The sequence below is a fragment of the Paenibacillus sp. FSL H7-0943 genome (assembly GCF_037963265.1).
GTDB lineage: Bacteria > Bacillota > Bacilli > Paenibacillales > Paenibacillaceae > Paenibacillus_AQ > Paenibacillus_AQ odorifer.
On sequence record NZ_CP150148.1, the window covers coordinates 1,787,575 to 1,813,005 of the forward strand.

The following is a 25,431-nucleotide window of genomic DNA, read 5'->3' on the forward strand; positions in this document are numbered from 1 at the left end:
ATGCGTAAACCAAGTCTATTTTTAGTATTAGTTCTCATTGTTGATCTTTTTTCTTCCTGTGGGGGAGTTCTTTATCCCTCGTATAGCAGGGCATCTGCGGCTGCATCAAATCTTATGCTTAACGGAAGCTTTGAGAATACAACGACAGCCCTTGACTCAACCTGGACAGGGGTTACAGACGCTGCTCCGGTGGGCTGGAGCTTATGGGTCCCTACAGGTAGCGGGAAAGGCACGAATAAAACAGCGAATATCAAGATAGACGCTGGCACTGCGCATGAAGGAACCCGGTCCATGCTGTTCGATGCCTTTGCCACAAGCAGGATTTCCATCAATCAGGGGGTAACTTCGGTTATCCCCGGTAAATCCTACAGACTTAAAGTCTGGCTAAAGACGGACAACGTCACTGGACAGGGAGCCTACTTTAGAACACAGTATTACAATACTGCCAAAGTGGGAGATGGACCTTCCTCTCCCAAAATAACAGGCACACAGGACTGGAGTATGCAGCAAGTACTTCTAACTATGCCGGCTAACGCGACGAAGCTAGTCATCGAGCCTTTTTTGGAGACCGGAAAAGGAAAGCTATGGATAGATGATATCGCATTGGAGGAATATGCGGGTCTTACAGGAATTGCGCTAGACCGTACGGCCTTTTCTATGGTCAAAGGGGACACGGTTGCACTTCTGCCGACTTTATCCCCTATAACGGCGGTGGATAAAACGGTAGTGTGGACTTCGAGCAATCCAGAAACTGCGACTGTGGACGCACTTGGTAATGTAATGGGTACGGGGATCGGCTCTTCGACCATCAAGATCGCCACACCGGATGGTAGCCTTGCAGCCGAATGTCTGGTTACTGTCGAAGCTCCCGACACGATACAGGCCTACAATAAACTGAGGCTGAAATGGTACGACCGATTAAGTGGTGGTCAATACGATGGGAGTGATCCTGATATAGCTGCTAGTATTAGCGCTCAGGCTGCATCGGCTGCTGTACTTTGGGAGAGTATGGATAAATCCTCCGGCCGCACCTCCTTGTGGAGTGATACCGCGAGCACTACAGATTCGCAGTTTATTACAAGCGCTTACAATCGCTTGAAGACTATGGCATTGGCCTATTCTGTGGAGGGATCGGAGCTTTACGGCAACAGCGTTTTGGCGAATGATATTGTAAGCGCAATCAATTGGATGTATACAAACCGCTATAATCCGAGCAAAAGCGCTTATGGGAACTGGTGGGACTGGGAGATTGGCACGCCGCAGATTGTGAATGATCTTATGGTGCTCATGTATGACCATCTAACACCGCAGCAAATCAATCAGTATCTTGCGGCTATTGATGCCTTCTGTCCAGACCCCAAAGTAGGGTCGGTGCTTGGCGTTAAGGGCACGAAGATGACGGGAGCAAATCTACTAGATAAAGCGCTTGTGGTCACGGTAAGAGGCGTGATTGGCAACAACAGTGCAAAGATCATTCAGGGCCGTGATTCCATTGGCTCCGAGTATGTGTACACGACTCATGGTGACGGTGTGTATAAGGATGGTTCCCTCGTTCAGCATAATAATATTGCCTATACGGGAGGATATGGTTCGGTCTGGCTCAAAGGGACGGCGGACATGTCTTATCTGCTGACCGATTCTCCATGGCCAATAACGGACCCGAATGTTCTGAACATTTACGAATGGGTGGCTCAGACTTACGAGCCGGTGATCTACAACGGTCATTTTATGGATTCGGTAAATGGCAGAGGTATATCTAGAAAAGGAAGCGGCAGCGCAAGAGGGTTAATTGTCACCTTGCTGCGGATGGCTGAAACTGCTCCGGAGAATATTGCAGTATCTATTAAGCAAGCGGCGAAAGAATGGATTTCAGCGAATATGACATCCGGCAATTATTATGAAGGGTTGTCGCTTGCCGATATAACGATTGTGAAAAAGCTGATGAATGACGGGAAGATCAATCCAAGAGGAGCTCTCATTAAGAATCAGGTATTCGCCGGCATGGACCGGGTGGTTCATCTACGCGAAGGTTACGGCTTCAGCTTGAGTCTGTTCTCGAATCGCATCTCGGCGTTTGAGAAAGGGAACAACGAGAACCTGAAAGGATGGTATACGGGGATTGGGATGACCTATTTATACAGTCAGGATCTGACCCAATACCGCAATGACTTCTGGCCTACCGTCAATTCCTACCGCTTGTCTGGCACGACAACGGATGGATCGGGGCAGGGAATGGTGCCTGTGGAATGGAAAAGTTACATGAATCCGAAAACCTGGGTGGGTGGATCGTCGCTGGAAGGCCTATACGGTGCAGCAGGTATGGATTTCTCACTCTCCCAAGTGACCGGTAGCGATTTGCAAGGCAAGAAATCCTGGTTTATGTTCGATGATGAGATTGTGGCGCTTGGTTCGGGAATTTCCAAATCAACTGCCGGCCCGCAGTCTGTTGAGACGATTATCGATAACCGGATGCTTAACGAAGTGGGAAACAACAAACTTCTAATCAACGGAGCTGTAGAACCGTCACAGTCCGGATGGTCAGCGACGTTAAAGAACGTTCAATGGGCCCATCTGGAGGGTAATGTGCCAGGTGCCGACGTGGGCTACTATTTCCCTGAAGCTCCAAGTATACTGGCGCAACGTGAAGCCAGAACCGGCAGTTGGAAAGAGATTAATGCCACTCAATCCGATGTTCCCATTACGCGCAACTATTTAAGCCTGGCAGTTGAGCATGGAGATACGCCTACGAATGGCTCATACTCCTATGTTCTGTTGCCTAATCGTGACATTTCAGGTACTGAGGATTACAGTGGCAACCCGGATATCGAAGTGCTGCGCAATACAGAGGATGTGCATGCGGTCAGAGAGAAGAAGCTGGGCATAACCGCCGCTAATTTCTGGAATCCAGGAACGGTAGATTCCATCAAGGCACTCAATCCAGCTTCCGTGATGATTCGGCAGATCGATCAGGAGCTTGTCGTTTCGGTGTCTGATCCTACTCAGTCGCAAAACCTATTGTCCCTGGAACTGGATATACCGGGGTTGACACTGCTCAGCAAAGATAGCAAGACGGATGTAGTGCAAGCTTCGGGAAATACAGTTATAACGGTGGATGTGAAGAATTCTATAGGGGCAACGCATGTATTGAAATTTAATATTACTGAAGGAGAGACTCCAAAAGACGAATATGACGAGCTTCGTGGAAGATGGGTGGAGTATTTGACCGGAGGGCAATCCTTCGACCCGAATAACCCGGACATTGCCAAGTCTATAAAGACTTTATCCGATAAGGTCAGTAATCAGGAGCGAACTGGATTCTGGGATACGATGAACAAGCAAATGAACCGTACTTATTTATGGAGCGATAAGCCGGGCAGCACAGCGGATGCTTTTGATACGGCAGCCTCTTATAACCGGTTGAAGGATATGGCTATTGCCTTTTCGACATCCGGCTCACCATTGTACGAGAATATGCAGTTGAAATCAGATATTCTGGACGGTTTAGATTTCTTATACGCGAATTGGTATAACGAAACCAAACTGGAGAAAGGCAATTGGTTCGAATGGGAGATCGGCATTCCGCTTGCATTGGGAGATACGATGGCCTTAATGTTCGAGTATTTGTCAGCCGATCAGATTACCAAATATACCAAAGCCATTGATAAATTCTGCCCGGACCCGACCAAACGGACCAATCAACCCTCGTTGATGGAAACCGGCGCGAATCGGCTGGATAAAGCACTGGCAGTGGTCTTGAGGGGCATTTATAATCGTGACAGCGCGAAGATCAAACAAGGGCGGGATGCAGTTAGCCAAGTATTACCCTATGTGACCCGCGGAGACGGATTTTATGAGGACGGCTCCTTTATCCAGCATAATAATATTGCTTATACCGGCAGTTATGGGGCTGTATTGCTTGGCGATATGATGAAAATGATGACTTTGCTGACAGGGTCCTCTTGGCCGCTGACTGACACCAATATGAAGAATGTATACAACTGGGTAATGGATTCTTATGAACCTCTTGTCTACAGAAAATTAATGATGGATATGGTGTTCGGTAGATCGATAGCCCGGGGAAACCGGCAGCTCGTGCCTTGGTCGCATATTTTGCGGCTGGCTTCTTCCGCGCCACCGGAGCAAGCGGCCCGATTTAAATCGATGGTGAAGTATTGGTTCGAAGCCGATACGGTAGTAGAAAGTTATTACGACGGTCTAAGAGTAGCCGATATTGTTCTGCTCCAGACGCTTATGGACGATCCAGAGGTGCAGCCATCAGGAGACCTTACTGTGCATAAGCAGTTTTCGGCTATGGACCGGATTGTCCACCATCGGCCTGGATATGCCTTTGGGATCAGCATGTCTTCGGCCCGAATTGCCAACTATGAAGCGGGCACAGAGAATCTGAAGGGCTGGTATACAGGCGAAGGCATGACCTATCTGTATAATCAGGATCTGGATCAATATGCAGATGCATTCTGGCCGACCGTGAACGCTTATCGTCTGCCTGGGGTTACATCGGATGGGGCAAGTCGCGGTGCAGCCAAGACTACATCTAAAACATGGGTGGGAGGATCATCCATAGACGGCCTTTATGGAGCGGCCGGCATGGATCTGGATCCGGATAACAGCACATTGTCCGGTAAAAAGTCCTGGTTCATGTTCGATGATGAAATCGTAGCACTTGGGGCAGGCATTACAAGCACGGATAACCGCAAGGTGGAGACCATCGTAGATAACCGTAAGCTCAAGGCGAGCGGAGACAATGTACTTACGGTCAACGGAGAGGCCAAGCCATCCGCGCTGGGTTGGTCTGAGTCAATGAATCAGGTGCATTGGGCACATCTGGAAGGCAATGTTCCCGGCTCGGGAATCGGTTATTATTTCCCTGATGCCCCAACGATAGACGGTCTGCGTGAGTCTCGGACTGGCGCATGGAAGGATATTAATCAAGGGGGATCAACGGAGCCGATTACGAGAAATTATGCCAGCCTGTCGATTGCTCAAGGAACGAATCCGGTGAATCAATCGTATTCGTATGTGCTTCTGCCGAATCAGGATGAAACGGCGACAGCGCGCTACAGCAGTAGTCCTGACATCGAAATTATAGCCAACACGGATAGTGTGCAAGCCGTCAAGGAACAGAAGCTGGGACTTACGGCTATGAACTTCTGGGTACCGGGAATGATCGAATCCGTGCGCGCCAATCATCCAGCCTCCATTATTATCAAGGAGTCTGGAGATGAACTGACGATAGCCATTTCGGATCCGACACAGTCTCAATCTGTGGTGAATGTGGATGTCGGCAGAACCGCGCTGGAAGAGCTGATGAAAGATCCAACCGTAACGGTACTGCAGACCTCACCGAGGATTGAACTCGCAATTCATACCAGCGGGTCCAAAGGAAAAAGCCATGTTGTCAAGTTCAGAATTGATCCGAATGCCGAGCCTTCTGAGCCTTCCGATTCGGAACCAGACGAAGCGGCAATAACGAAGCTGTATGTTTCTGAAGATGCGTATGTCAATGGAGGATCGAAAGCTGCAGTCAATTATAGTTCGGTCAATTACTTGCAGATCAGAAATGGCAGCGGGGACACAGACAGAAGGGTTTATCTAAAATTCGATCTGAGTCCATTTCTCGGTGAAGTTGGTTCTGTGAAGCTGAATGTGTTCGGAAAGACAAATGACGGGGCAGGCACTTTGTCCGATATCGGTGTATTTGGAGTCCAAGATGATGATTGGACGGAGGCAACGCTAAATTACAATAATGCTCCAAAAATCGGTACTCAAGCTGCACTGCAGACTTTTTCCGGACCGGAGCAGTGGCGGCAGTTCGATATTACCTCATGGGTTGGCACGGAGTTCCCTTCCGATCCGGTGATAAGTCTGGCTCTTAGGCAGGTAGGCTATAATCTCGCCACAGACATAAGAAGCCGTAAGAATGAGAATGGCAAATATGCCGCGTATCTGGAAATTTTGCCGAAAGATACAACACCTCCAGTCACGAAGGCTACCATACTTGGAGAAACAGGAGAAGGGGGCGCATATAAGGGCAAAGTTAATATCACTTTTGATGTCACCGACCAATCCAATGGGGGAGCTGTCGGCTGGGGAGTCAAGCGGACAGAATACCGGCTCAATGGTGGTTCATGGAATACGGTTACTCAGAGCGTATATATCGAGAACCCCGGAACCTTCGGGATCGATTATCGTTCGGTGGATAAGGCTGGAAATGTAGAGCCTTTCCGACAGCTTCAGGTGACAGTCATGGAGCCTACAGAAAGAGTCTCAACGGCAATTAGCGGCCCGGAAAGCCTGGCTGTCGGGGAGACCGGAACGGCGGTTACTTCGGTAGTGTACAGCGATGGCAGCCGTTATATAGTAACCGAAGGTATAGTCTATGAGAGCAGCGATCCTAACGTCGCAAGTATAGGCAAAGATGGCCATATTGAAGCTAAAGGACCGGGCGTTTCGGTTATTTCATCCGTATATGACAACATGACCGCTTCCTATTTATTAAAGGTGTATGGACAACTGCCGGAGCTCGTCTCTATTTCGTTAAGCGGTCCGACATCCTTGGAAATAGGGCAGAGCGGTAAGGTGGTCACAACGGCGGTATATAGTGATGATAGCCACCTTACGGTAACCGAGGGTGTGATCTACGAGAGCAGTAACAGGAAGGTAGCCACAGTAACGGCAACGGGGCAGCTGCAAGCACTTGATCCGGGCATGACTGTGATTACTGCAAGTTACGGAGGACGGCAGAGCAGTCTGAGGCTTCAGATTCTACAAGCGGAAGAGACTACTTCAACTGTTCCGAGTCCGCAACCACAAGTGCCTTCCGTACCGGAGGTAACGGCGGGGCGGCTGCAACTAAACGCAGCTTCGTTGAACGATCTTTCGGAAGCCATTGTCTACGAGGGTAAATTGAGAATGCTAGTATTGCCGGGGATGGCAGCAGACATGCTCAAACAGAAGCCGCTTCGGGTAGAGGCTTCTAACTTTAATGTGACCCTTCCGGCAGCGGTGCTTCAACAATTGCGGGGTTTGATTCCTGCGGAGCAATTGGCCGGCAGCCAGATCTTTCTGGAGGCTTCTGAGGTGAATGGGGAAGCGGCGCAGAGAATACTAGCTAGCGCAGAGAAGAAATCTGGTGCAGTGCTAAACCAGGCAGGAGAGTTCCTTCTCTTTAACCTGTATATTGTTGCTGGTGACGGTACAAGAAGCATACTTCCCCAATTTGTTGAGCCCGTTACATTAGAGCTTAACGCCTACCCTGAGGCCAAAAGGAATTTGCTCGGCGGCTATTATTTTCCGGATTCCGGAAATATAGAGTATGCGGGCGGTTCCTGGCTGAAGGGCAAGGTGGCTCTGCGCACCGAACACTTAGGCACATATGCCGTGCTGGAATACAACAAATCGTATGACGATGTTCCTTCTGGACATTGGGCGGCGGCGGTTGTACAAGAGCTAACGGCCAAACATCTGATTCAAGGAGTCGGACTTCGGAATTTCGAGCCGAACCGCTCTGTGACCCGTGCAGAATTTACAGCTATGCTGATCCGCTTGCTGGGACTTGAAGGGAAACCATCTACAGCATTTGCGGATGTATCTGCGGATGAGTGGTATGCGGAGGAAGTGGCGCAGGCTGTAGAGGCGGGGATAGTCCATGGGGTGAGTGAGACTCTCTTCGCTCCAGAAGCCCCTATTTCCCGCCAAGAGATGGCGGTCATGGTGATGCGAGCCTACGAATATGTCAGCGGGAAAAAGGTGGAACCGAAGCCTGTAATCCAATTCGGTGACTTGCGTGCGGCTGCCTCATGGGCCCGTGAATCGATCATTGCAGCCCAAGCCCTTGGACTTATCCAGGGTCGAAGTGACCAGCAATTCGCTCCGGGAGGCTCAGCAACTCGAGCTGAGAGTGCAATGGTTCTATACAATCTTTTAGCAATTAAGACTGAAAAGTAGGAATTTGAAGCCAGGGCTTTGGGAAGGTTCAGTAGAACCATTCCAGAGCCCTTTTGGCGTTTAGAGAAATCGGCAGGTTTGGATGGCAGAGCTTTCGTCGAGGTTTCATTTCTACTCGGTTTGTGAATAATGGAGGATTGAATAGGAAGGGAGCATTAGAGATGCAGGTGTATATGGACATTGTGCTTAGGGCGTTTGTTGCTATGATCATGCTTTTGCTGATCGCCAAAATATTGGGAAAACAAACGTTATCTAACTTGACCTTCCACGATTTCGTGACGGGTATTATATTGGGCTCAATAGCCGCGAACTTGGCGTTTAATAAACAGCTACATTCTTCCTACATGATCCTGGCGCTTATAGTCGTTACCGTTACATCTTTTTTACTATCTATCATCGCTTTAAAAAGTCGTAAAATGAGAAGCTGGATTTCAGGTTCACCCACTGTACTTATTGAGGATGGGAAAATTCTTGAGCAAAATATGAAAAAGGTAAGGTATTCGTTGGATTCTTTGGATCAGGCCTTGAGAGAAAAGGAAATTTTTAATCTAGAGGTAGTAGAATACGCTGTGCTGGAAGATAACGGAATGGTGTCTGTATTAAAGAAACAAGAGTACCAATATGTTACCCGAAAAGATCTAAAGCTGTTGTCCGTTCCTCAGAGCTTTCCCGTTGAATTGATTATGGATGGAATAATGCTCGGTGATAATCTCAAGGATAATGGCCTGACCCAAGAGTGGCTGGAGAACGAGTTAAGACGTAAGGGGAAACAAATTTCTGATGTGTTTTACGGGGTAAGAGGAACGCAGCAGCAGCTGATTTTTGACTATTATGAAGACGGGATAAAGAAACCTATTGATAAAGAATAGCTTTTGTTCATATTGGAGATTGACGGATACCTAAGCAGCGTCTTATAATGTTTATATAATTATTAATTAGTTAATAAAAATATAAACGTTGAGAGGCGGTATTTAACCATGGCAGAACGTGCGATCCTTAATACTGACATTCGCAAAGGGACGATTAACAGAAATATTTACGGACATTTTTCTGAGCATCTTGGCCGTTGCATTTATGAAGGGATTTGGGTTGGAGAAGATTCAACTATTCCTAACACCAACGGTATTCGTAATGATGTCGTGAAAGCGCTTAAGGAAATTAAAATTCCTGTACTACGCTGGCCAGGTGGCTGTTTCGCGGATGAATATCACTGGAAAGATGGTATCGGAGCCCGTGAAGGTCGTAAACGTATGATTAACACTCACTGGGGCGGAACGGTTGAGAACAACCATTTTGGTACGCATGAATTCATGGAATTATGTGAGATGCTGGAATGTGAGCCTTACATTAACGGTAATGTGGGCAGTGGTACCGTTCAAGAGATGTCCGAATGGGTGGAGTATTTAACCTTTGGAGGCGTATCTCCAATGTCCGAGCTTCGCCAGCAGAATGGTCATCAAGAGCCTTGGGCTGTGACTTATTTTGGCGTGGGGAATGAGAACTGGGGCTGCGGCGGGAATATGCGTCCAGAATATTATGCAGATCTTTATCGCCAATATCAGACGTATGTACGAAATTACGGGGACAATCGTATTCACCGGATTGCTTGTGGTCCTAACGTGGATGATTATCACTGGATGGAGGTTCTGATGCGTGAGGCAACACGCTTTATGGACTCGATTACCCTGCATTATTATACAATTCCTGGTCCAGCATGGGAGAATAAAGGTGCAGCTACAGGCTTTGAAACGAGTGAATGGTTTAGTACATTAGAGAAAGCCCTTCGCATGGATGAGCTGATCACCAGACATGGCGTTATTATGGATAAATATGATCCGGATAAAAGAGTAGGTCTTATCGTAGATGAGTGGGGAACTTGGTATGATGTAGAGCCGGGGACGAATCCAGGATTCCTGTATCAACAAAATTCAATTCGGGATGCTCTTGTAGCAGGCGTGACCTTGAATATTTTCCATAAACATAGTGACCGGGTACGGATGGCAAATATTGCGCAGACGATTAACGTACTTCAGGCAGTTATATTGACCGAAGGGGAAAAGATGGTGCTGACCCCAACGTATCATGTATTTAATATGTTTAAAGTCCATCAGGATGCGGAGTTGCTGGATTTAGCACTGGAAAGTGGCACTTACAGCTTTGAAGGCCGTGAGATTCCTGAAGTATCTGCTTCGGCTTCCGTAACTGCTTCTGGAATCATCCATGTCAGTCTTTGCAACTTGAACCATGCTGCTTCTGCTGCTGTTCCACTTGAGCTTCGTGGTCTTTCCGGGAAGAAGGTTGAAGTGACAGGCACAACACTTGCCGGTGATAAAATTGATGCTCACAATACCTTCAGCCAACCGGAGGCGGTAGTGCCGCAAGCCTTCACTGCCTTCACTCTGGAGGGCGATCTTCTTAATGTTGAACTGCCTCCAATGTCAGTAACTGTGCTGGAGATTACGCCGAAGGCTTAAGGTGGTGTTACCATGTCAACAACATCAACATGCAAGGGATGCAGAGAGGATTATAAAGTTACGCCAACGCAGATTAATCGGATCTTGTCTTCTTCCATGTTTAAGCCAGAGTTTTGTGTTCCGGATGAAGTTTACGCTGAACGGGTTGCCCTTTGTGGGACTTGCCCTAAGCTGCACGAAGGGGTAACTTGCGTCGCTTGCGGCTGCATCATCCCCGTAGTAGCCAAGCTTAAGGAACGTAGTTGTCCATTGCCGGGGGGTGGCTTGTGGGGTCCCTTTATCGAAAAGAATTAAGCTAAAATAAGAGCCGCATTCGACTCTCCAATGGGAGGTGAATGCGGCTTTATTCTTGGTTATCCGTATAGAACAACTCAACGATTAGATCTTCATTATAATTTCCAAAACCTTTGCCAAAAAGAGTAATCCCGCCAATATGCTCGGCATCTTCATCTACGGAAAGCTTGAAAGACCACTGTTTGTCACGGATATTCACTTGATCAAGGGTAACTTCTGAGAGCTTCAAACCATCCATAAATGTACCTTTTGCTGTAATGCGCAGCTGCTTGAGCAAGCCGTATTGGTTCGTGAGTGCTGGCCACCAGGCCGGTGTATATTTACCACGGCTATCCCCGTAGTCACCGGGACTTGTCCAGAATCCAAGCTTCACTCCGTTCAGAGTGAATGTGATATCCGAAGGCCAATTATTATTAATGGAAGGTGCTTCGGAAGCAATTTCCATGGTTATAATCAGTTCCTCAGGATGCTGGCTGGAGAGGAGGAAATTAGGGATTTTATATTCGATAAATCCTTTGCCGAACCAAAGAATCCCCGCATTCATACGCTCAAGATCCCAGAAATAGCGGGGATCATCAAAACTGCCGATCACTTTCTCAGTAGTTGCAAGACCACAGGTTGGCTCGATCAGGAAGTCGGAGTAATGTCCAACCGGAATTTCCTTGCGATAACTTTTGCGCTCATTGATCTGTCTGCCTGGGAAGGTGATTTCTGCTCCTTCAGCAGCTAGAGTACAGATCTTTTGCAGACCACTTCGACCAGGTGCCATATGCGTCTGGATCAGTCCGGCAGCTTCCAGCTTACGCACATGCATAGTCATAATGGCGCTGCTCAAATTTACTGCTGCGGCCAATTCCTTAACATTCATAGGATTTTCGGCAAGCAAACGCAACATATGCAGGCGTACTGAGCTGGCTAAAGCTTCATAGACGGGAAGGGATTCTTCCGACAGGTCAAGTTTCATAAATGGCCTCCAATTAAAATTTATGGGCTAATCGCCGATGATTAAGAAATTTATTAATAACAATATAAAAATCGACGTTTATTTCGGATGTATAGTTAATGATTATATTAGTTAAATACTTTTTTTACAATATGGGACTTTAAAAAAAGAACGGAGCCTGTGGCTCCGCTCTCTTTTCAAATCAAATCTTGCTTAATCTACGTTCGAGCTATACTCTGCCTGTACTTCATCTGACTTGAGCGCTCTGCTGTAAATCTTCAGTTCATCAATCATACCCTTAAATGGTGCATCCCAATAGTTGACGCCTAGAGCGAAAACGCCGTTCTTGTTCTTAAAGACATTCGGGAAGCCCTCACCAGAGAACTGCTCTACTCCGTTGAGGTAAACTTTTACGGTACCATTGCTGACCGTAAACGCAACATGTGTCCATGTATTTACTGGAATCTTCATGGCAGAAATAGCATCATACCAAGCTTCTCCGGACCATAACAACGTTTTACCGCCACCGTTCTGAGGAACGAAGCTAATCCAGCTATTTTTAGTGGCAGCGCCGAAGAAAGTAGTTGTTGCATCTGTAAGTTGTTCAGGATTTAGCCACATAGATACGGTGTAGGTATTGCTGTCAATTAATCCATCAGGCAAACGGATACCGGAGGTACCGTTGAATATTGCAGCTTGGCCGAGGACACCGTTACCGTATGTGATATTGCCTACTGTTGGGCTATCTACTTTTGCTCCTGTAACTTCGCCTTTTCCGTTCAATTGGAAGGAGTCATCCAGGTCGCCATCAAAAGCATAATGAGCTACTTTTCCATCAGTTACATTTACTGTGTAGCTGGCTGAAACTTCGCTTCCATCAGTCGCTGTTGCAGTAATTACAGCTTGGCCACCGACAGTTAGTGCTGTTACTATTCCGCTCGCTGCGTCAACAGCCACTACGCTGGAATCGCTAGAGCTCCAAGTTAGCGCCTTATTTCCGGCATTGGTTGGAAGCACACTTACTTGAGGGGTGAAAGTATTTCCTACAGCTACTGATTTAACAGCTTCACTGAATGAAATATTACTTACTTTAATGTTCGTATCAGGCTCACCGTTTACAAGCCAGCCCACAGCTTCCGCAGACAATGCTCTATCATACACGCGGAATTTATCAACCAAACCTTTGTATGGTGCATCCCAGTAGTTCACACCAAGAGCAAATACACCGTTTTCTGTATCAAAAATATCTGTGAATCCTTTTCCGGAGGATTTCAATATACCATTTACGTACATATTGACTGTTCCAGCATTGTAAGTGAAGGCAATATGCGTCCACTGGTTAACTGGAATTTGTAAGCCTGTATCAGCATCTAGCCAAGTATCGCTACCGAACCAGAGTCTGGTGGTTGCTCCACCGTTTCCATATGGCAGGAGACTGAACCAGTTCGTTTCGGTTTTAGCACCGAAGAATACAGGAGTAAAAGCTTTTAATTCGGATGGGTTCAGCCACATCCCTACCGAATATGCGCTACTTTGAATTAATCCGTCAGGTAGACGAACACCGGATTTACCATCAAACTTGGCTGCCTGACCGTCTTTACCAGCCTCAAAAGTGATGTCTCCATCCTCAGTGTTGTTGATCAGATTTCCGGTGACTATGCCGTCAGCTGTGCGATCCCCATTTTCTGCAAGGTCGCCATCAAAGTCAAAGGCAGCTACTAAGCCGTCTTCCAATTGCGTGCTCTTTTTTTCCATAACAACGGCGGTGAAGGTCTTAGTTACTGCGACTTCACCTAGCTTAATTGTAGCAGTCAGTTCAACTGTAGCGTTTCCAAGTCCAAGTTCAGGACGAGTAACCTTACCATTGTTAGCAATTACAGCCTCATTGGAAGAGGACCATGAAATTTCTGCTCCGCGCAAGCCTTCCGTAGGAAGGGTGATGTCATCGTATATTTTTCTTGTGTCACCAATACTCAAGCCTGCAGCAATATTGTTCAAAATCTGCTCAACGCTCATCGATTCCATCTGGCTGCCCCAGATAGTGATCCCTTGATCTGACATTGCGGTGAACGTCATAACATGCTGTTGGCGTGAGGAATCCCATTGCTTCACAAATACACCTTTGTAGAGATGTTGTACGGTGCTTCCATTTTCCGTTTCGTTAATGAGCAAATGAGCGAAGTACTCATCCTTCAATTCCCAAGTTCCGGTTAACGATCCAACGATCGTTCCGTCACTTTTTAGCTCGATATCTACTGTAGGTTTGATAATGCCTGAAACATCCTTGCCGTGGTTAACGAACTGATAAGAGCCGACAACATTATCCCGTGCTACAGCCCCAATAGTTTCACCCGTGTAACGATGTACGGCAGTTACTGGCCAGCCATCTTCGTTAGTGAACATTTGATGCACACGAAGTTCATGGGTTTCACCACGGAGTGGGAAACGAGTGTGGAAGAAGTTAAATATTTTACCCGTTTCATCATCATATTGTACCGAGTTATGTCCTGAGGACACATAACCATACGTTTGGAAATTCGGGTCTGCATTTTGATTTGTAAACATGAAGTTTCCTAATAGCTTATTACCATATGGTGTGTTGTCACCATCGGTAGTTAGAACAGCATTCTGTCCTGCTGCATCCGTATAAGGGCCGTCCGGATTTGTTGAACGGAACTGCCGCATGCTGTAACCGCCTTTGGAGTCAAGTCCACCGTAAGTTACATACAAGAAGTAGTAACCAGTCTCCTTGTCGTAAACGATATACGGACCTTCACCCGATTTGGTCATTCCGCCAGAAATATGGGTTCCGAAATAGCGGTCGATAATACGTCCATCAGCGGTCTTTCCATCTTTGCCTGGATATTTAGGTTCTCCGGTAGCTGGATCAATCTCCAGAATGAATATACCACCTGACCATGAACCATAAGTCATCCAAAGCTTGTTGTCTTTGTCGTAGAAAATAGTTGGGTCAATTGCATTTGTATAGGTTTTGTTTTGATACAAACCACCTGCATTAAACCAATCTGGATTGACACCTTCCAACGTTCCATTGTCGATAAGGTCCTTGATATTTGTATTGTCCCATTTCTTATTTACTTTACTGTCACTGTCATAAGCCTCTTCCTTGGTGAAACCGGAATAAATTACGGTATTTCCATAAGTATAAGGCCCTTCGATATTTTGCGAAGTGGCGTAGCCAATCGCCGAACGGATATAAGTAGAAGAAGCGCTGTAATACATCATATAAGCGCCAGTTGTTCCATCAGCGTTCTTATAATCGTTATTCCAGAATACGTCCGGTGCCCAGATGGAGAATCCGCCTTTACTGTCCGAATCGTTCTCGCCAGCCCATTTAAAGGATTCTGCCAGATTCTTGGACAGATCACCAAAAATCACGTTGCCCGGTGTTGTATAACCATTAGTGAACTGTGTCCAGTTCATCAGATCATCTGATTTGGCCGCATCGATATGGGAGCCAAATACATAATAAGTTCCATTATCCACTACCACCGATGGATCATGTACCGAGACATTGGTGAGTGCTGGTGCAGTTGCTCCCGGACTAGGTGTAGCCGTCGGACTAGGTGTAGCCGTCGGACTAGGTGTAGCCGTCGGACTAGGTGTAGCCGTCGGATTTGGTGTAGCTGTTGGATTTGGTGTAGCCGTTGGATCTGGTGAAGCCGTTGGAGCCGGAGTAGCTGTAACTTCCGGAGCCGAAGTAGCAACAGAACCGCCGTTAGATCCACCGGTACCAGTGGTTGCCGTAGCCGTTGGAGTTGGTGTTTCAAAATGGATTAACTGACTGTACTTGCTATCAAAGATAACCTTACCCGTGCCTTGAATGGTTAGGATATCGTTGAAACCAAGGATTAAATTCTTGATTTCTGTACCTGCCTCTACACGCAGCTTGGCTTTTTGCTTCAGTGTAACTTCAGCAATACTGCCTGCTGTCAGATGGAGTGTAGGCTCTCCCAACGCTTGAAGCTCAACGGAATCAAAGCTTCCTTTCAGCTTGAGGATGGAATCCTTAGGCAGCGTATTCTCAACAATAACCCGGCTGAAACCTGCCCCCGTTAGTGCATCTTCCTCTAGTATTGCGCCGGAATGTACACGTACGTTTGGTACGGCACTTGTGCCTCTAGTAACGACTCGCAGCTTGCCGTTATGCTTATCTACTACCATTTCAGCAGCATTGGAGTCGCTTAGTACGACACTGTTTTCACCGCCACCAGAAACGAATACTTTTCCCTTAACAGTGACATTATTCAGTGTGACATCGCCCTCAGCAATACCTTCGGTAAGGTAGAGATTCCCTGAGATTGTGGAGTTTTTCAACTCTACGCCTGGGCTGCTGATAACCATATTCCGAGTGTTAATCCCCGAATAGCTTCCGCTCTTAGGCGTGATTTCTCCGCTAAGCTTCTCAATCATGCGCAGTGCTTCCGCTCTTGTTACAGCCTGAGTTCCTTTAAAGCTGCCGTCAGTGTAGCCTTGCAGATAACCTTCACCAAGTAAAGACAATACTGCTTCTTGGCTCCATTCTGGCAAATCAGCAGCATCCTTTGGTGCAGAAGTGCCAACAGATGAGTTGAGTTGGAACAGTCTAAATAACATTACTGCAGCTTCTTGCCGACTTACTTGCTGTGCGGGTCGGAAGGTGCCATCGCTGTATCCTGTTACATATCCTGCAGCGGTTGCTTTTTGGATATCTCCGTAATAAGCACCTGTCGTGGAAACATCCGTGAAGCCTATATCGGCTTTTTCCTGCAAATTAAAGACCCGATTAACCAGAGTAACCCACTCTGCACGGTTGATTTCTTGATTTGGCTTATATATTCCGTTTCCGTAACCCAGAATCAAGCCCTTATCTACCCAGGTTTGAAAATCTTTTTGTGCCCAGTGGCCGGAATAATCGGCAGTTTGTTGCTGAGTGGATAATGCGACTGCTTTGGAATCGCTTGCAGAAGCAGCAGAAATTAATGGAGCAGGCACTAATAGAGTGAGGGCAAGCAGGGAAGCGGTTAGTTTACCAGTAGTTTTTCTCAAATGTATGATCCTCCGATTCTAGTGATGTAGAGCTTGTACACGCGTATTTTTCCAATTCCTCCCTTCTTTACTGAAAAAAATGTAAAACGCTTACATAATTAGCTACTAAAAAAACGCTTTCGAATATGAAAATGGTTTTAATTTATGTATTACTAAACCATAATACGGAAAACGTTTTATAATGCTCTCATTTTAAGCATGATATCAGCAAATAGTCAAACAGAAATTTAATGATTTATGAATCTTTTTATATTTTTATAAATTATAAATTCAAAATAGAGGCAAATGATTTAACTACTGGTGATTACTGCTGAAGTGGATAAGAGTGAAATACAGTGAATGGATGACTAGGCGGGATATATCAGCAAGATAAAGAGAGGGGATAGGGCATAACAGGTGGGGGGGAGCTAAAGAAGAATAGCTAATTAGTTGTTCACCCCCGCAAAAAAACCAGTTTTGCTTAGATCATAAATGAAAAATTTACAGATAGTACAACTTGAAAATGATATCTTGATCATGGTTTCCGAATTTTTTTCCGAAAATCGTTGCTCCTCCTACGTGTTTTGCATCTTCCTTCACTTCGATCCGAAAGGTCCAACGATCACAATTCGTATCTAAATCCTCAATCGAAACCTGAGACAGCGGGTCACCGTCAATATAAGTTCCATTGTGGTTTGTAATTCTAATCGTTTTTAGCAATCCGTATTGATTGATATTGTGTGGCCACCATTCCGGTGTGAATTTACCTCTAGCATCAGCGAAGTCTCCGGGGCTCGTCCAAGTCCCTAATTCCAAGCCATTCAAAGAAAAGGTGATGTCTGAAGGCCATACGTCATTAGCAAAGGGGAATTCGGAAGAAAGCTCTAAGCTAATTTCAAATTGCTGTAAGGTTTCCTCTTTTTTTAGGAAATTAGCGATATTATATTGCACATAACCTTGCGTGAACCAGAGTATCTCTGCGTCCACTCTTTTAGAATCCATGAAATATTTAGGTTCGTCTACTCTGCCGATAAACTCCTTATCCGTAGCAAGTCCGCAAGTAGGTTTCAGATCATAATCGGTATAATGACCAATCGGCACTGATGTCTCGTAGGAGGCAAAGGAGTGAAAGATTTTTTTCGGGAAGTTAATCTCAATATGATCCACCCTAAGGATTGAGATTTTTTGCATTCCTGATTTACCAGGCACCTTTTCAGTTTTTATGAGCCCTGCATCTTCTAGTTTTTTAATGTGTTTGGTAACGATAGGACTGCTTATTTTAAGTTCTTCTGCCAAATCTTTGATGTTCATCTTATTTTTGGAGAGCAACTGAATAATTTTGATGCGTACTTCACTCGCTAAAGCTTCGTAAACAACAAGAGAGGATTTGTCGATTTCCAACTGCATTTTACCCACTTCTTTCAAAGTTATTTCATATACTGTAAAGTTTATTAATCTATATATAAAGTAACATGAAAGGTAACCGAAGTAAATATAATATCGCTTTCATCTCCGAGAGATGAATCAAAAGGTTAATTAAACGAAAAAAAATTCTGTTAAGTTTATTTAAATGTTATTGACTACGCTTTCACAATGAATGTATACTAATCTCAAGTTAATCGTTTTCAAAGAAAGTGAACATGAATGGTTATCTTAACATTACAGCTGCAGGGGGAGAGAGTAATGAAAAAGAAATTTGGAGTTTTATTAGCAACGGTTCTAACATTATCGACAGTTTTGGCAGGATGCGGTGGTAAAGATGATAGTAAGACGATTACGTTCTGGACACCGCTGACCGGTGATGACGGTGCTTATATGGATCAAATTGTTAAAAACTACAATGCAACGAATCCCGAAATCAAAGTAAAACATGTTATTACGGCTGATATGTACACAAAAATTTCTACAGTTTTGGCATCTAGCAAAGGTGTTCCTGATTTAGCAATTATCCACGCTGACCGTGTTCCTGGGTTTGTTAAACAAGGTGTACTGGAATCCATGCAAGATACCGTATTGCCAGCACAACCTGAACTGAAAGCTGAAAATTACTTACCACAAGCTTGGAACACTGGTAATATCGATGGAACTCAATACACAGTTCCTCTTGATATTCATAGTAACGTAATGTATTACAATAAAGATTTGCTGAAAAAATATAACGCTGAATCCTTCTTGGATGATAACGTTGTTACTATTGATGAAATGCTTTCCTTACAAGGTAAATTGGATGAAGGCGATTACGTAGTTAATGATGCCTTGCTGGGCTGGGTTATCTTGGCTCAAATTCAAGATTTGGGCGGGGATATCCAAGTCGATGGAAAACCGGCTGTTAATACCCCTGTATTTAAACAAGCGTTTGAAAATGTTAAGAAAATCGCCGATGCTGGCCTGATGACTCCATTTGGTGAAGACGGTTACTTGATGTTCCAATCTCAAAATGTACTTTTCTCGACAGACGGAACTTGGAGTTCTACAGCACATGCTGGGGTTGAAGGCTTGAACTTTGGCGTGACCAATGTTTATTCTCCTACTCCTGATAAATTCACCAACAGATCTTCTTCTCACTTGTTCGCTATGTTGAAAAATGATAAGAGAACAGACGAAAAAGAAGTGGGTATTGCTAACTTCTTGGAATATGTTCGTACGAATTCGATGGAATGGGCAAAAGCTGGACAAAACGTAGCAAGTAACGTAGTTAACCAAAGCCCTGAGTACAAAGACTTTATGCAATCCTTCTTTACATCTGATGAAAAAGAAATCGAATCCCTATACATTTACACCTATGAATACTACCCATACATTGCGGAAGCTGTAGATACTTACTGTGCGGATATCGTGCGTGGCAACGTTGATATTGATGAGACTTTGGCAACGATGCAAAAATTTGTTGAAGATAAAATTGCGGAAAGCAGCAGTGCAGCAAAATAAAGCAAAATAGAATAGATTGTACGAAGTAATGTGCCATGTTATGGTGCATTACTTTGTGCAAAAGGAGAAATGAATTCCTATGAAAAAGAAAATCAATTGGGCACCTGCTTTCTTTGTAGGTCCGCATGTCATTTTGTTTGCTGTCTTCATTTTATTGCCAACGATTTATGGGATTTATGCTTCATTTACAAAATGGAATTTAATGAGTGATCCGGTATGGGTAGGCTTTGATAACTATAAGGCTATTCTTTTTGACAACAGTTCAACCTTTCATACTCAATTTTTCAGAGGCCTAAAAAATACATTGATTTTCGTTGCTATGTCTGTTCCGTTGCTGATTATTATTCCATTAATGGTCGCGGTGGCGTTGGAACATAAAAAAGTTAAAATGAAGAGCTTAATTCAATCTATTCTTTATATTCCTGGCTTGATTTCAATTTCTGCGGCCGCACTGATTTGGCTTTTGATCTTTAATAAGCAACTTGGAATCACTGGTAATCTATTTGGATCACAAATTGCTTGGCCTGCAAATCAACCCTATGCGTGGATTATTATCATTGTAATTACTTTATGGGGTGGTATTGGGGGCAACATGATTATCTATCGTGCTTCCTTAAGTGGCGTTTCTCAAGAGTTATATGAATCGGCTGAGCTCGATGGTGCGGGTTCTATTAAAAAATTCACTAGTATTACCTTGCCATCTATTCGTTTTCCATTAATTTATACCTTTGTTATGACAACTGCGGGTGCCTTTAATGTATTCGGCCAACCGTTAATGATGACCGATGGCGGACCTCGACAAAGTACACACGTTCTAATGATGTATATTCGTCAATTAGCTTTCGGTAACGGTGAGTCCATCGCCGGGATGGCATCAGCTATGGCAGTTTTATTGGGATTAGTTATTTTGGTGATCTCAGCGCTGCAATATTTTGTAATGAACCGAAATGCTTCATAGGTTCGCAGAAACTAATTGACTAACAAGGAAATGGAAAAGGTAGGTGTACTAAAATGTCAAACCAGGCAGTAAATCCAGTTGTAAATACAACAGGCAAAATAAAAGGCTCCTCCAGTGTAAGTATTTCAAAATATATTTCCTATATATTTCTAGGTATCCTATGTGTGATTTGGATCATTCCTGTTATATTCGGGATTTCCACCTCATTTAGATCACAAACGGAAGTAGTATCCTCGGGCTTTAGACTATTTCCTAAAGAGTGGGTCTTTGAGAACTACGTTACGATCCTAAACAATACTTCTACAGCTCCAATTCTACGTTGGTTAGGTAACTCATTGTTTATTGCCACATCTCACACCATTCTGGTTGTTATTGTTATTTCGATTACAGGTTTTGGTTACACCCGTATTAAGTTTAAAGGAAGAGACACATTGTTCTTCACTTTGCTGGGGATCTCCTTCTTTCCGGGTGTTGTTAACTTGATTCCTTCTTATAAAATCATTGACTCCTTTGGTTGGGTGAATACTTCCTGGGCTATGATTATCCCTGGTCTTGCGGGTATGGGTAATATCTTCTTGGTCAGACAGTTTATGAACGGTATCCCAAAAGAATTAGATGAATCGGCTAAAGTTGATGGTGCTAGTGACTTTAGAATTTTCGCGCAAATTATATTGCCGTTAGTTAAACCAATATTGATTGTTTGCGGATTGTTCTCCTTTACTGGATCTTGGAATGACTTCCTCTGGCCGGTTATTGTGTACACAGATGTAGACAAAATGCCAATTACCGCTGGATTGCTCTTATTGCAAGACATCTACGGAAACTATCGTATGATCGGACAATTAATGGGCTCGGCAATCATGGCGATTATTCCAACATTGCTGCTATTCGTTTTTGCACAAAAATACTTTGTTCAATCCATCAACCTGAATTCGGGTATCAAAGGTTAGATCGAATGAACTTAAACTTAAATACACCTTGACTTCTTATAAGGAAGGGTGTGTTTTGGTGACCTGCAAATATAAAAAAAGAGATAAATATAGGAGTTGTCATTGTGAGAGAATTTAATGTGAAAAATCCACTAGTTGAGCAACGAGCAGATCCTTGGATCTATAAACATACTGACGGGTACTACTATTTCATAGCTTCAGTTCCAGAGTTCGATAGAATTGAGCTTCGCCGTTCTGAATCCATTCAAGGATTAGCTGAGGCTGAAGGGAAGACCATTTGGGTTAAGCATGAAACGGGCTTGATGAGTGCTAATATCTGGGCGCCAGAGATTCATTATATTGATGGAAAATGGTACGTGTATTATGCAGCTGCACATACCTCTGATACGAAAGATGGTTTATTTGATCATCGCATGTTTGCACTAGAAAACTCATCCGCAAATCCTTTAGAGGGTGAATGGGTGGAAAAGGGTCAAATAAAAACAAAATGGGAATCTTTTGCCTTGGATGCAACAACTTTTGAGCATAAAGGAGTTAGATATTACGTTTGGGCACAAAAAGATCCTGCTATCCCTGGCAATTCAAATATTTATATTTCCGAAATGGAGAACCCTTGGACACTAAAAGGCGAGCAGGTGTGCATCACCACTCCTGAATACGATTGGGAAAAAATCGGATTTTTGGTGAATGAAGGCGCGGCAATCCTTAAGCGTAATGGACGCATTTTCATGACTTTCTCAGCTAGTGCAACAGATCACAACTATTGTATGGGATTGTTGACTGCTGATGAGAATAGTGATTTGATGGATCCAAAATCATGGGTCAAGACACCTGAACCTGTGTTTACGACTTCTGAGGAAAACGGCCAATATGGTCCGGGACATAATAGCTTCACTGTCTCTGAGGATGGCACACAGGATATCCTTGTTTTCCATGCTAGAAGCTATAAGGAAATTGTCGGTGATCCGCTTTACGATCCGAATCGTCACGCACGTGTGCAAGTAATCCAGTGGAATGAAGACGGAACGCCAAACTTTGGTGTACCTAGACCGGATACGAAATAAAAAGGGATTTGTCGCATAAAACAACAGAGCAATGATTCTCCCAGAGGTGGAGAAACACTGCTCTGTTGTTTTTTATAAGAGTCATAGTTATAACCCTCCTGAGGCTTAAGGACTCAGCTGACGCTATTTGCAAATTTTTGGACATTTGAGGAAGGTTGCGGACCCCAGTGCAGCTATTCCTTTAGAAAAGGTTCATTTTTGCTGTTCTTCAAGCCAATAACGACTTTAGGGTCCGTTAGGTACACAAATTTGTGATAAAGTTGCATTTAAGGTCAACGCTGTCCGATAGTTGCTTCGGGAACGCGTAAAAGCAAGATGATCAAATGAGGTACTCTTATAATGGAAGATCCCGTCTTCTGAACAGCTCTACTCCCAAGGAAAAGGTGAACACTCCGATCAACAGCAGCCAACTGGAGACCTGAATAATCTCCACGTTGCCCTGAACGATTTCCCCGGGTTGATAGAAGGAGAATAAGGTTAGGAAACGCAGTCCTTCCAGTTTGTCGCTTATTTTACCGAGTAGATCCAGAGTGAAAAATCCGAAGGCGATGGCGCCGGAAATTCCGAGCGCTTTTTTCTCGTCATTACATACAGAGGACACGAGAAAGGTAAGGCCGCCTACCGCAAAAAATAATAAAAACGCCACGGTATTCAGCTGAGCGAAGCGACCACTGTTAAAGTCATATTCACTGCCAAGGAACCATGCTTTACCTAATAATCCGGCGAGGGTGGTTACACCCATAATTAAGAGTAATGCTGTAGTGAGAACAAGTGCCTGCGTGGTAGCGACTTTTCTCCGTGTAGTTGGGGCTATGAGCAGATAAGCCATGGCGCCGCGATCCACGAGTCGAGCCATAAGCTGCGTTGACATTTGCACACAAACTATGGAAAGAATCAGAACTAGTATAAGTCCATAATATTCTCCGGAGATAAAAGCTTCAGCACTGGTAAATCCGCTATTTAATCCAAAGGCTTTACCCACACCCTCTGGCATCGCCTTAATAAGGTCATCAATTGCTTGTGTGCTCCCCGCAATCCCAGGATAAAGCCAGATCATAAACAGAATATAGAAGGCAGAACCAAAGGCGTAATTCAATATTCCTTTCAGGTTCACTCGCATCATTTCCTTATAGAGCGGAAGATTCATTGCACTGCCCCCTCGCGGTCATAATAGTCCATGAAGATGTCCTCCAGATTCTGCGTGAATACGTCGATGCTGCGGACATTGTATTTTCCAGTTTCCCGGATGAATCGGTCATAATTGCCCTGCACAGCTATGCGGACCCTATTTCCCTCGTGAGCTTCCACTTGTAGGCCGGAGGCGGCAAAATTCACTGCATCTTCACTATTCGCAAAAATGACCTCAAACAGCTTCCGTTGCATCGATTGCAGTTCATGAATATTTTTTACGGTGATAATCCGTCCGTCTTTGATAATTGCGGCGCGGTCACAGGTGCGTTCAATTTCCTGAAAGCTGTGTGAGGACATGAGAAAGGTAGTTCCGGCTGATTTTTCCTCCAGTACCAGATCAATAAATACCTTTTGCATGAGCGGGTCGAGACCCGAGGTAGGTTCATCCAGAATAATAACGTCAGGACTGTGCATAAAAGCAGCGACGATTCCGACCTTTTGCTTCATTCCCTTTGACATTTTTCGGATCGGAGTGGTGGCATCAAATTGCAAACGTTCAATCAGCTGCTCGCGTTTGGTAGTATTTTTGATTCCCTGCATGGCTGAGATAAATTTAAGGAAAGAAAGACCCGTCATCCCATCAAAAAAGTTGATTTCACCGGGTAAGTAGCCGATATGCTTCTGGACTGTCCCTTGTGCCTTCCATACATCAAGCCCATGGATACTCGCATGCCCTTGATCTGGTTTCATAAAACCCATGATATGCCGTATGGTCGTCGATTTACCCGCACCGTTAGGACCCAGAAATCCAAAAACCTCGCCTTTATTTACGGTAAATGTTACATCTTCGATTCCTTTGCCATTCGAAAATCGTTTAGTTAAGCCTTCTACTACCAGCATGCTGCCACCCCCGCCGCAAAATAATGAACTATTATGAATCAGATATTTCATATGTTATATTATTCCTAGTGGTTAATGAAGTCAATATAATTATGAAATAATTGAAATGGAATATTTCATTAAATTTGAATATGCATACTTAATAACGAAGTTAGGGTGGAAGCTATGAATGGATTTGAGAAGAGAGCAGCACAGATTAAACTCAAAATTATGAAAACTACCATGGAGATGCTCAAGAACTGGGAACCGAAACGTCTACGGATCGCTGATATTGCGAAAGAAGCAGGGGTCTCTCAGGTGACGATTTATAATTATTTTGGCAGTAAGGAAGCGCTGCTTAGTGAGTCTTTTAAGGACTTTGTTCAGAAGGAAATTCAGGAATTTGAAGATTACATTTATCAAGAGCATTCTCTAAAGGAGATTATTGGTTACATTCTAACCATGGAGAGGGAAACTTACAGCGGTTTATCTCCCGCAACTGTGAAGGAGCTTATGGTTGAGGATCAAGAAATGTTCCATTATATTGAGGAACGATATGCGAATGACATTTTGCCGGTGCTGGTGAAGATGGTCGAGGATGGGAAAGCGCGGGGAGAAATCTCAAATAAAGTATCCACCAAAGGGATACTTTCACTAATGGGGATGTATATGCGTAATGCGGGTGAACTTCTAGATGAAGCTAGCAAACAGGAAGATATGGATGCCTTCATCGAGGAAGCCATCCATATTTTCTTCTATGGCATTTGCGGGAAAGAGTAAGGGGAGCTTGAGCTGCGAGAGCATCACCCTTAAT

Annotated in this window: 14 protein-coding genes; 9 read left to right on the top strand and 5 right to left on the bottom strand. The window is 44.6% G+C overall.

The genetic code is table 11. The features are described 5' to 3' along the window. The 4 genes from NSQ55_RS07790 to NSQ55_RS07805 all read left to right on the top strand — a co-directional run bounded on the left by NSQ55_RS07790 (position 1) and on the right by NSQ55_RS07805 (position 10,736). Entirely contained in the window at positions 1 to 7,968 is a 7,968-nt protein-coding gene (locus NSQ55_RS07790) for a polysaccharide lyase family 8 super-sandwich domain-containing protein (protein WP_339172439.1), read from the top strand. Between the two features lie 161 nt (positions 7,969 to 8,129). Further along, the gene (locus NSQ55_RS07795; protein WP_339172441.1) at positions 8,130 to 8,837 is read left to right on the top strand and encodes a DUF421 domain-containing protein; all 708 of its coding nucleotides are present in this window, start codon (positions 8,130 to 8,132) and stop codon (positions 8,835 to 8,837) included. 108 nt (positions 8,838 to 8,945) lie between these two features. After that, on the top strand, positions 8,946 to 10,442 hold the full coding sequence (locus tag NSQ55_RS07800; RefSeq protein ID WP_076104908.1) for an alpha-N-arabinofuranosidase: 1,497 nt from the start codon (positions 8,946 to 8,948) through the stop codon (positions 10,440 to 10,442). 12 nt (positions 10,443 to 10,454) lie between these two features. Beyond that, positions 10,455 to 10,736 carry a DUF6171 family protein gene (locus tag NSQ55_RS07805; protein ID WP_076100542.1) on the top strand — a complete coding sequence of 94 codons (282 nt, stop codon included), beginning with the start codon at positions 10,455 to 10,457 and terminating at the stop codon, positions 10,734 to 10,736. A 49-nt stretch (positions 10,737 to 10,785) separates the two neighbouring features. On the opposite strand, the gene NSQ55_RS07810 is transcribed toward NSQ55_RS07805, so the two are convergent. From NSQ55_RS07810 to NSQ55_RS07820, 3 genes are all read right to left on the bottom strand, one after another. Continuing rightward, the gene (locus NSQ55_RS07810; protein ID WP_076100540.1) at positions 10,786 to 11,700 is read right to left on the bottom strand and encodes an ArsR family transcriptional regulator; all 915 of its coding nucleotides are present in this window, start codon (positions 11,698 to 11,700) and stop codon (positions 10,786 to 10,788) included. A gap of 192 nt (positions 11,701 to 11,892) precedes the next feature. Beyond that, complete coding sequence (locus NSQ55_RS07815; RefSeq protein WP_339172445.1) at positions 11,893 to 16,728, bottom strand: LamG-like jellyroll fold domain-containing protein; 4,836 nt, start codon at positions 16,726 to 16,728, stop codon at positions 11,893 to 11,895. 480 nt (positions 16,729 to 17,208) lie between these two features. Then, entirely contained in the window at positions 17,209 to 18,114 is a 906-nt protein-coding gene (locus NSQ55_RS07820; RefSeq protein ID WP_076126270.1) for an ArsR family transcriptional regulator, read from the bottom strand. A gap of 276 nt (positions 18,115 to 18,390) precedes the next feature. On the opposite strand from NSQ55_RS07820, the gene NSQ55_RS07825 reads away from it, so the two are divergent. The 4 genes from NSQ55_RS07825 to NSQ55_RS07840 all read left to right on the top strand — a co-directional run bounded on the left by NSQ55_RS07825 (position 18,391) and on the right by NSQ55_RS07840 (position 22,607). Beyond that, complete coding sequence (locus NSQ55_RS07825; RefSeq protein ID WP_076101554.1) at positions 18,391 to 19,635, top strand: extracellular solute-binding protein; 1,245 nt, start codon at positions 18,391 to 18,393, stop codon at positions 19,633 to 19,635. A gap of 79 nt (positions 19,636 to 19,714) precedes the next feature. Beyond that, positions 19,715 to 20,593 carry a sugar ABC transporter permease gene (locus tag NSQ55_RS07830; protein ID WP_076138280.1) on the top strand — a complete coding sequence of 293 codons (879 nt, stop codon included), beginning with the start codon at positions 19,715 to 19,717 and terminating at the stop codon, positions 20,591 to 20,593. 53 nt (positions 20,594 to 20,646) lie between these two features. Next, positions 20,647 to 21,543, top strand: a complete 897-nt coding sequence (locus tag NSQ55_RS07835) for a carbohydrate ABC transporter permease (protein ID WP_036675639.1) — start codon at positions 20,647 to 20,649, stop codon at positions 21,541 to 21,543. A 104-nt stretch (positions 21,544 to 21,647) separates the two neighbouring features. Continuing rightward, positions 21,648 to 22,607 (top strand): family 43 glycosylhydrolase, encoded by a 960-nt coding sequence (locus tag NSQ55_RS07840; protein ID WP_076184723.1) that lies wholly within the window; start codon positions 21,648 to 21,650, stop codon positions 22,605 to 22,607. Positions 22,608 to 22,941: 334 nt separating this feature from the next. On the opposite strand, the gene NSQ55_RS07845 is transcribed toward NSQ55_RS07840, so the two are convergent. Both NSQ55_RS07845 and NSQ55_RS07850 read right to left on the bottom strand, forming a co-directional pair. After that, the gene (locus NSQ55_RS07845; RefSeq protein ID WP_076126276.1) at positions 22,942 to 23,754 is read right to left on the bottom strand and encodes an ABC transporter permease subunit; all 813 of its coding nucleotides are present in this window, start codon (positions 23,752 to 23,754) and stop codon (positions 22,942 to 22,944) included. Continuing rightward, the gene (locus tag NSQ55_RS07850; protein WP_076184722.1) at positions 23,751 to 24,638 is read right to left on the bottom strand and encodes an ABC transporter ATP-binding protein; all 888 of its coding nucleotides are present in this window, start codon (positions 24,636 to 24,638) and stop codon (positions 23,751 to 23,753) included. The genes NSQ55_RS07845 and NSQ55_RS07850 overlap by 4 nt, the downstream gene beginning before the upstream one ends. Positions 24,639 to 24,803: 165 nt before the next feature. Between NSQ55_RS07850 and NSQ55_RS07855 the strand changes: the two genes are divergently transcribed. Continuing rightward, the gene (locus NSQ55_RS07855) at positions 24,804 to 25,397 is read left to right on the top strand and encodes a TetR/AcrR family transcriptional regulator (RefSeq protein WP_076126280.1); all 594 of its coding nucleotides are present in this window, start codon (positions 24,804 to 24,806) and stop codon (positions 25,395 to 25,397) included. Positions 25,398 to 25,431 lie beyond the last annotated feature (34 nt).

Coding starts and splice junctions, on each gene's coding strand:
- NSQ55_RS07790 (WP_339172439.1), top strand. CDS start 1: ATGCGTAAACCAAGTCTATTTTTAGTATTAGTTCTCATTGTTGATCTT.
- NSQ55_RS07795 (WP_339172441.1), top strand. CDS start 8,130: ATGCAGGTGTATATGGACATTGTGCTTAGGGCGTTTGTTGCTATGATC.
- NSQ55_RS07800 (WP_076104908.1), top strand. CDS start 8,946: ATGGCAGAACGTGCGATCCTTAATACTGACATTCGCAAAGGGACGATT.
- NSQ55_RS07805 (WP_076100542.1), top strand. CDS start 10,455: ATGTCAACAACATCAACATGCAAGGGATGCAGAGAGGATTATAAAGTT.
- NSQ55_RS07810 (WP_076100540.1), bottom strand. CDS start 11,700: ATGAAACTTGACCTGTCGGAAGAATCCCTTCCCGTCTATGAAGCTTTA.
- NSQ55_RS07820 (WP_076126270.1), bottom strand. CDS start 18,114: ATGCAGTTGGAAATCGACAAATCCTCTCTTGTTGTTTACGAAGCTTTA.
- NSQ55_RS07825 (WP_076101554.1), top strand. CDS start 18,391: ATGAAAAAGAAATTTGGAGTTTTATTAGCAACGGTTCTAACATTATCG.
- NSQ55_RS07830 (WP_076138280.1), top strand. CDS start 19,715: ATGAAAAAGAAAATCAATTGGGCACCTGCTTTCTTTGTAGGTCCGCAT.
- NSQ55_RS07835 (WP_036675639.1), top strand. CDS start 20,647: ATGTCAAACCAGGCAGTAAATCCAGTTGTAAATACAACAGGCAAAATA.
- NSQ55_RS07845 (WP_076126276.1), bottom strand. CDS start 23,754: ATGAATCTTCCGCTCTATAAGGAAATGATGCGAGTGAACCTGAAAGGA.
- NSQ55_RS07850 (WP_076184722.1), bottom strand. CDS start 24,638: ATGCTGGTAGTAGAAGGCTTAACTAAACGATTTTCGAATGGCAAAGGA.
- NSQ55_RS07855 (WP_076126280.1), top strand. CDS start 24,804: ATGAATGGATTTGAGAAGAGAGCAGCACAGATTAAACTCAAAATTATG.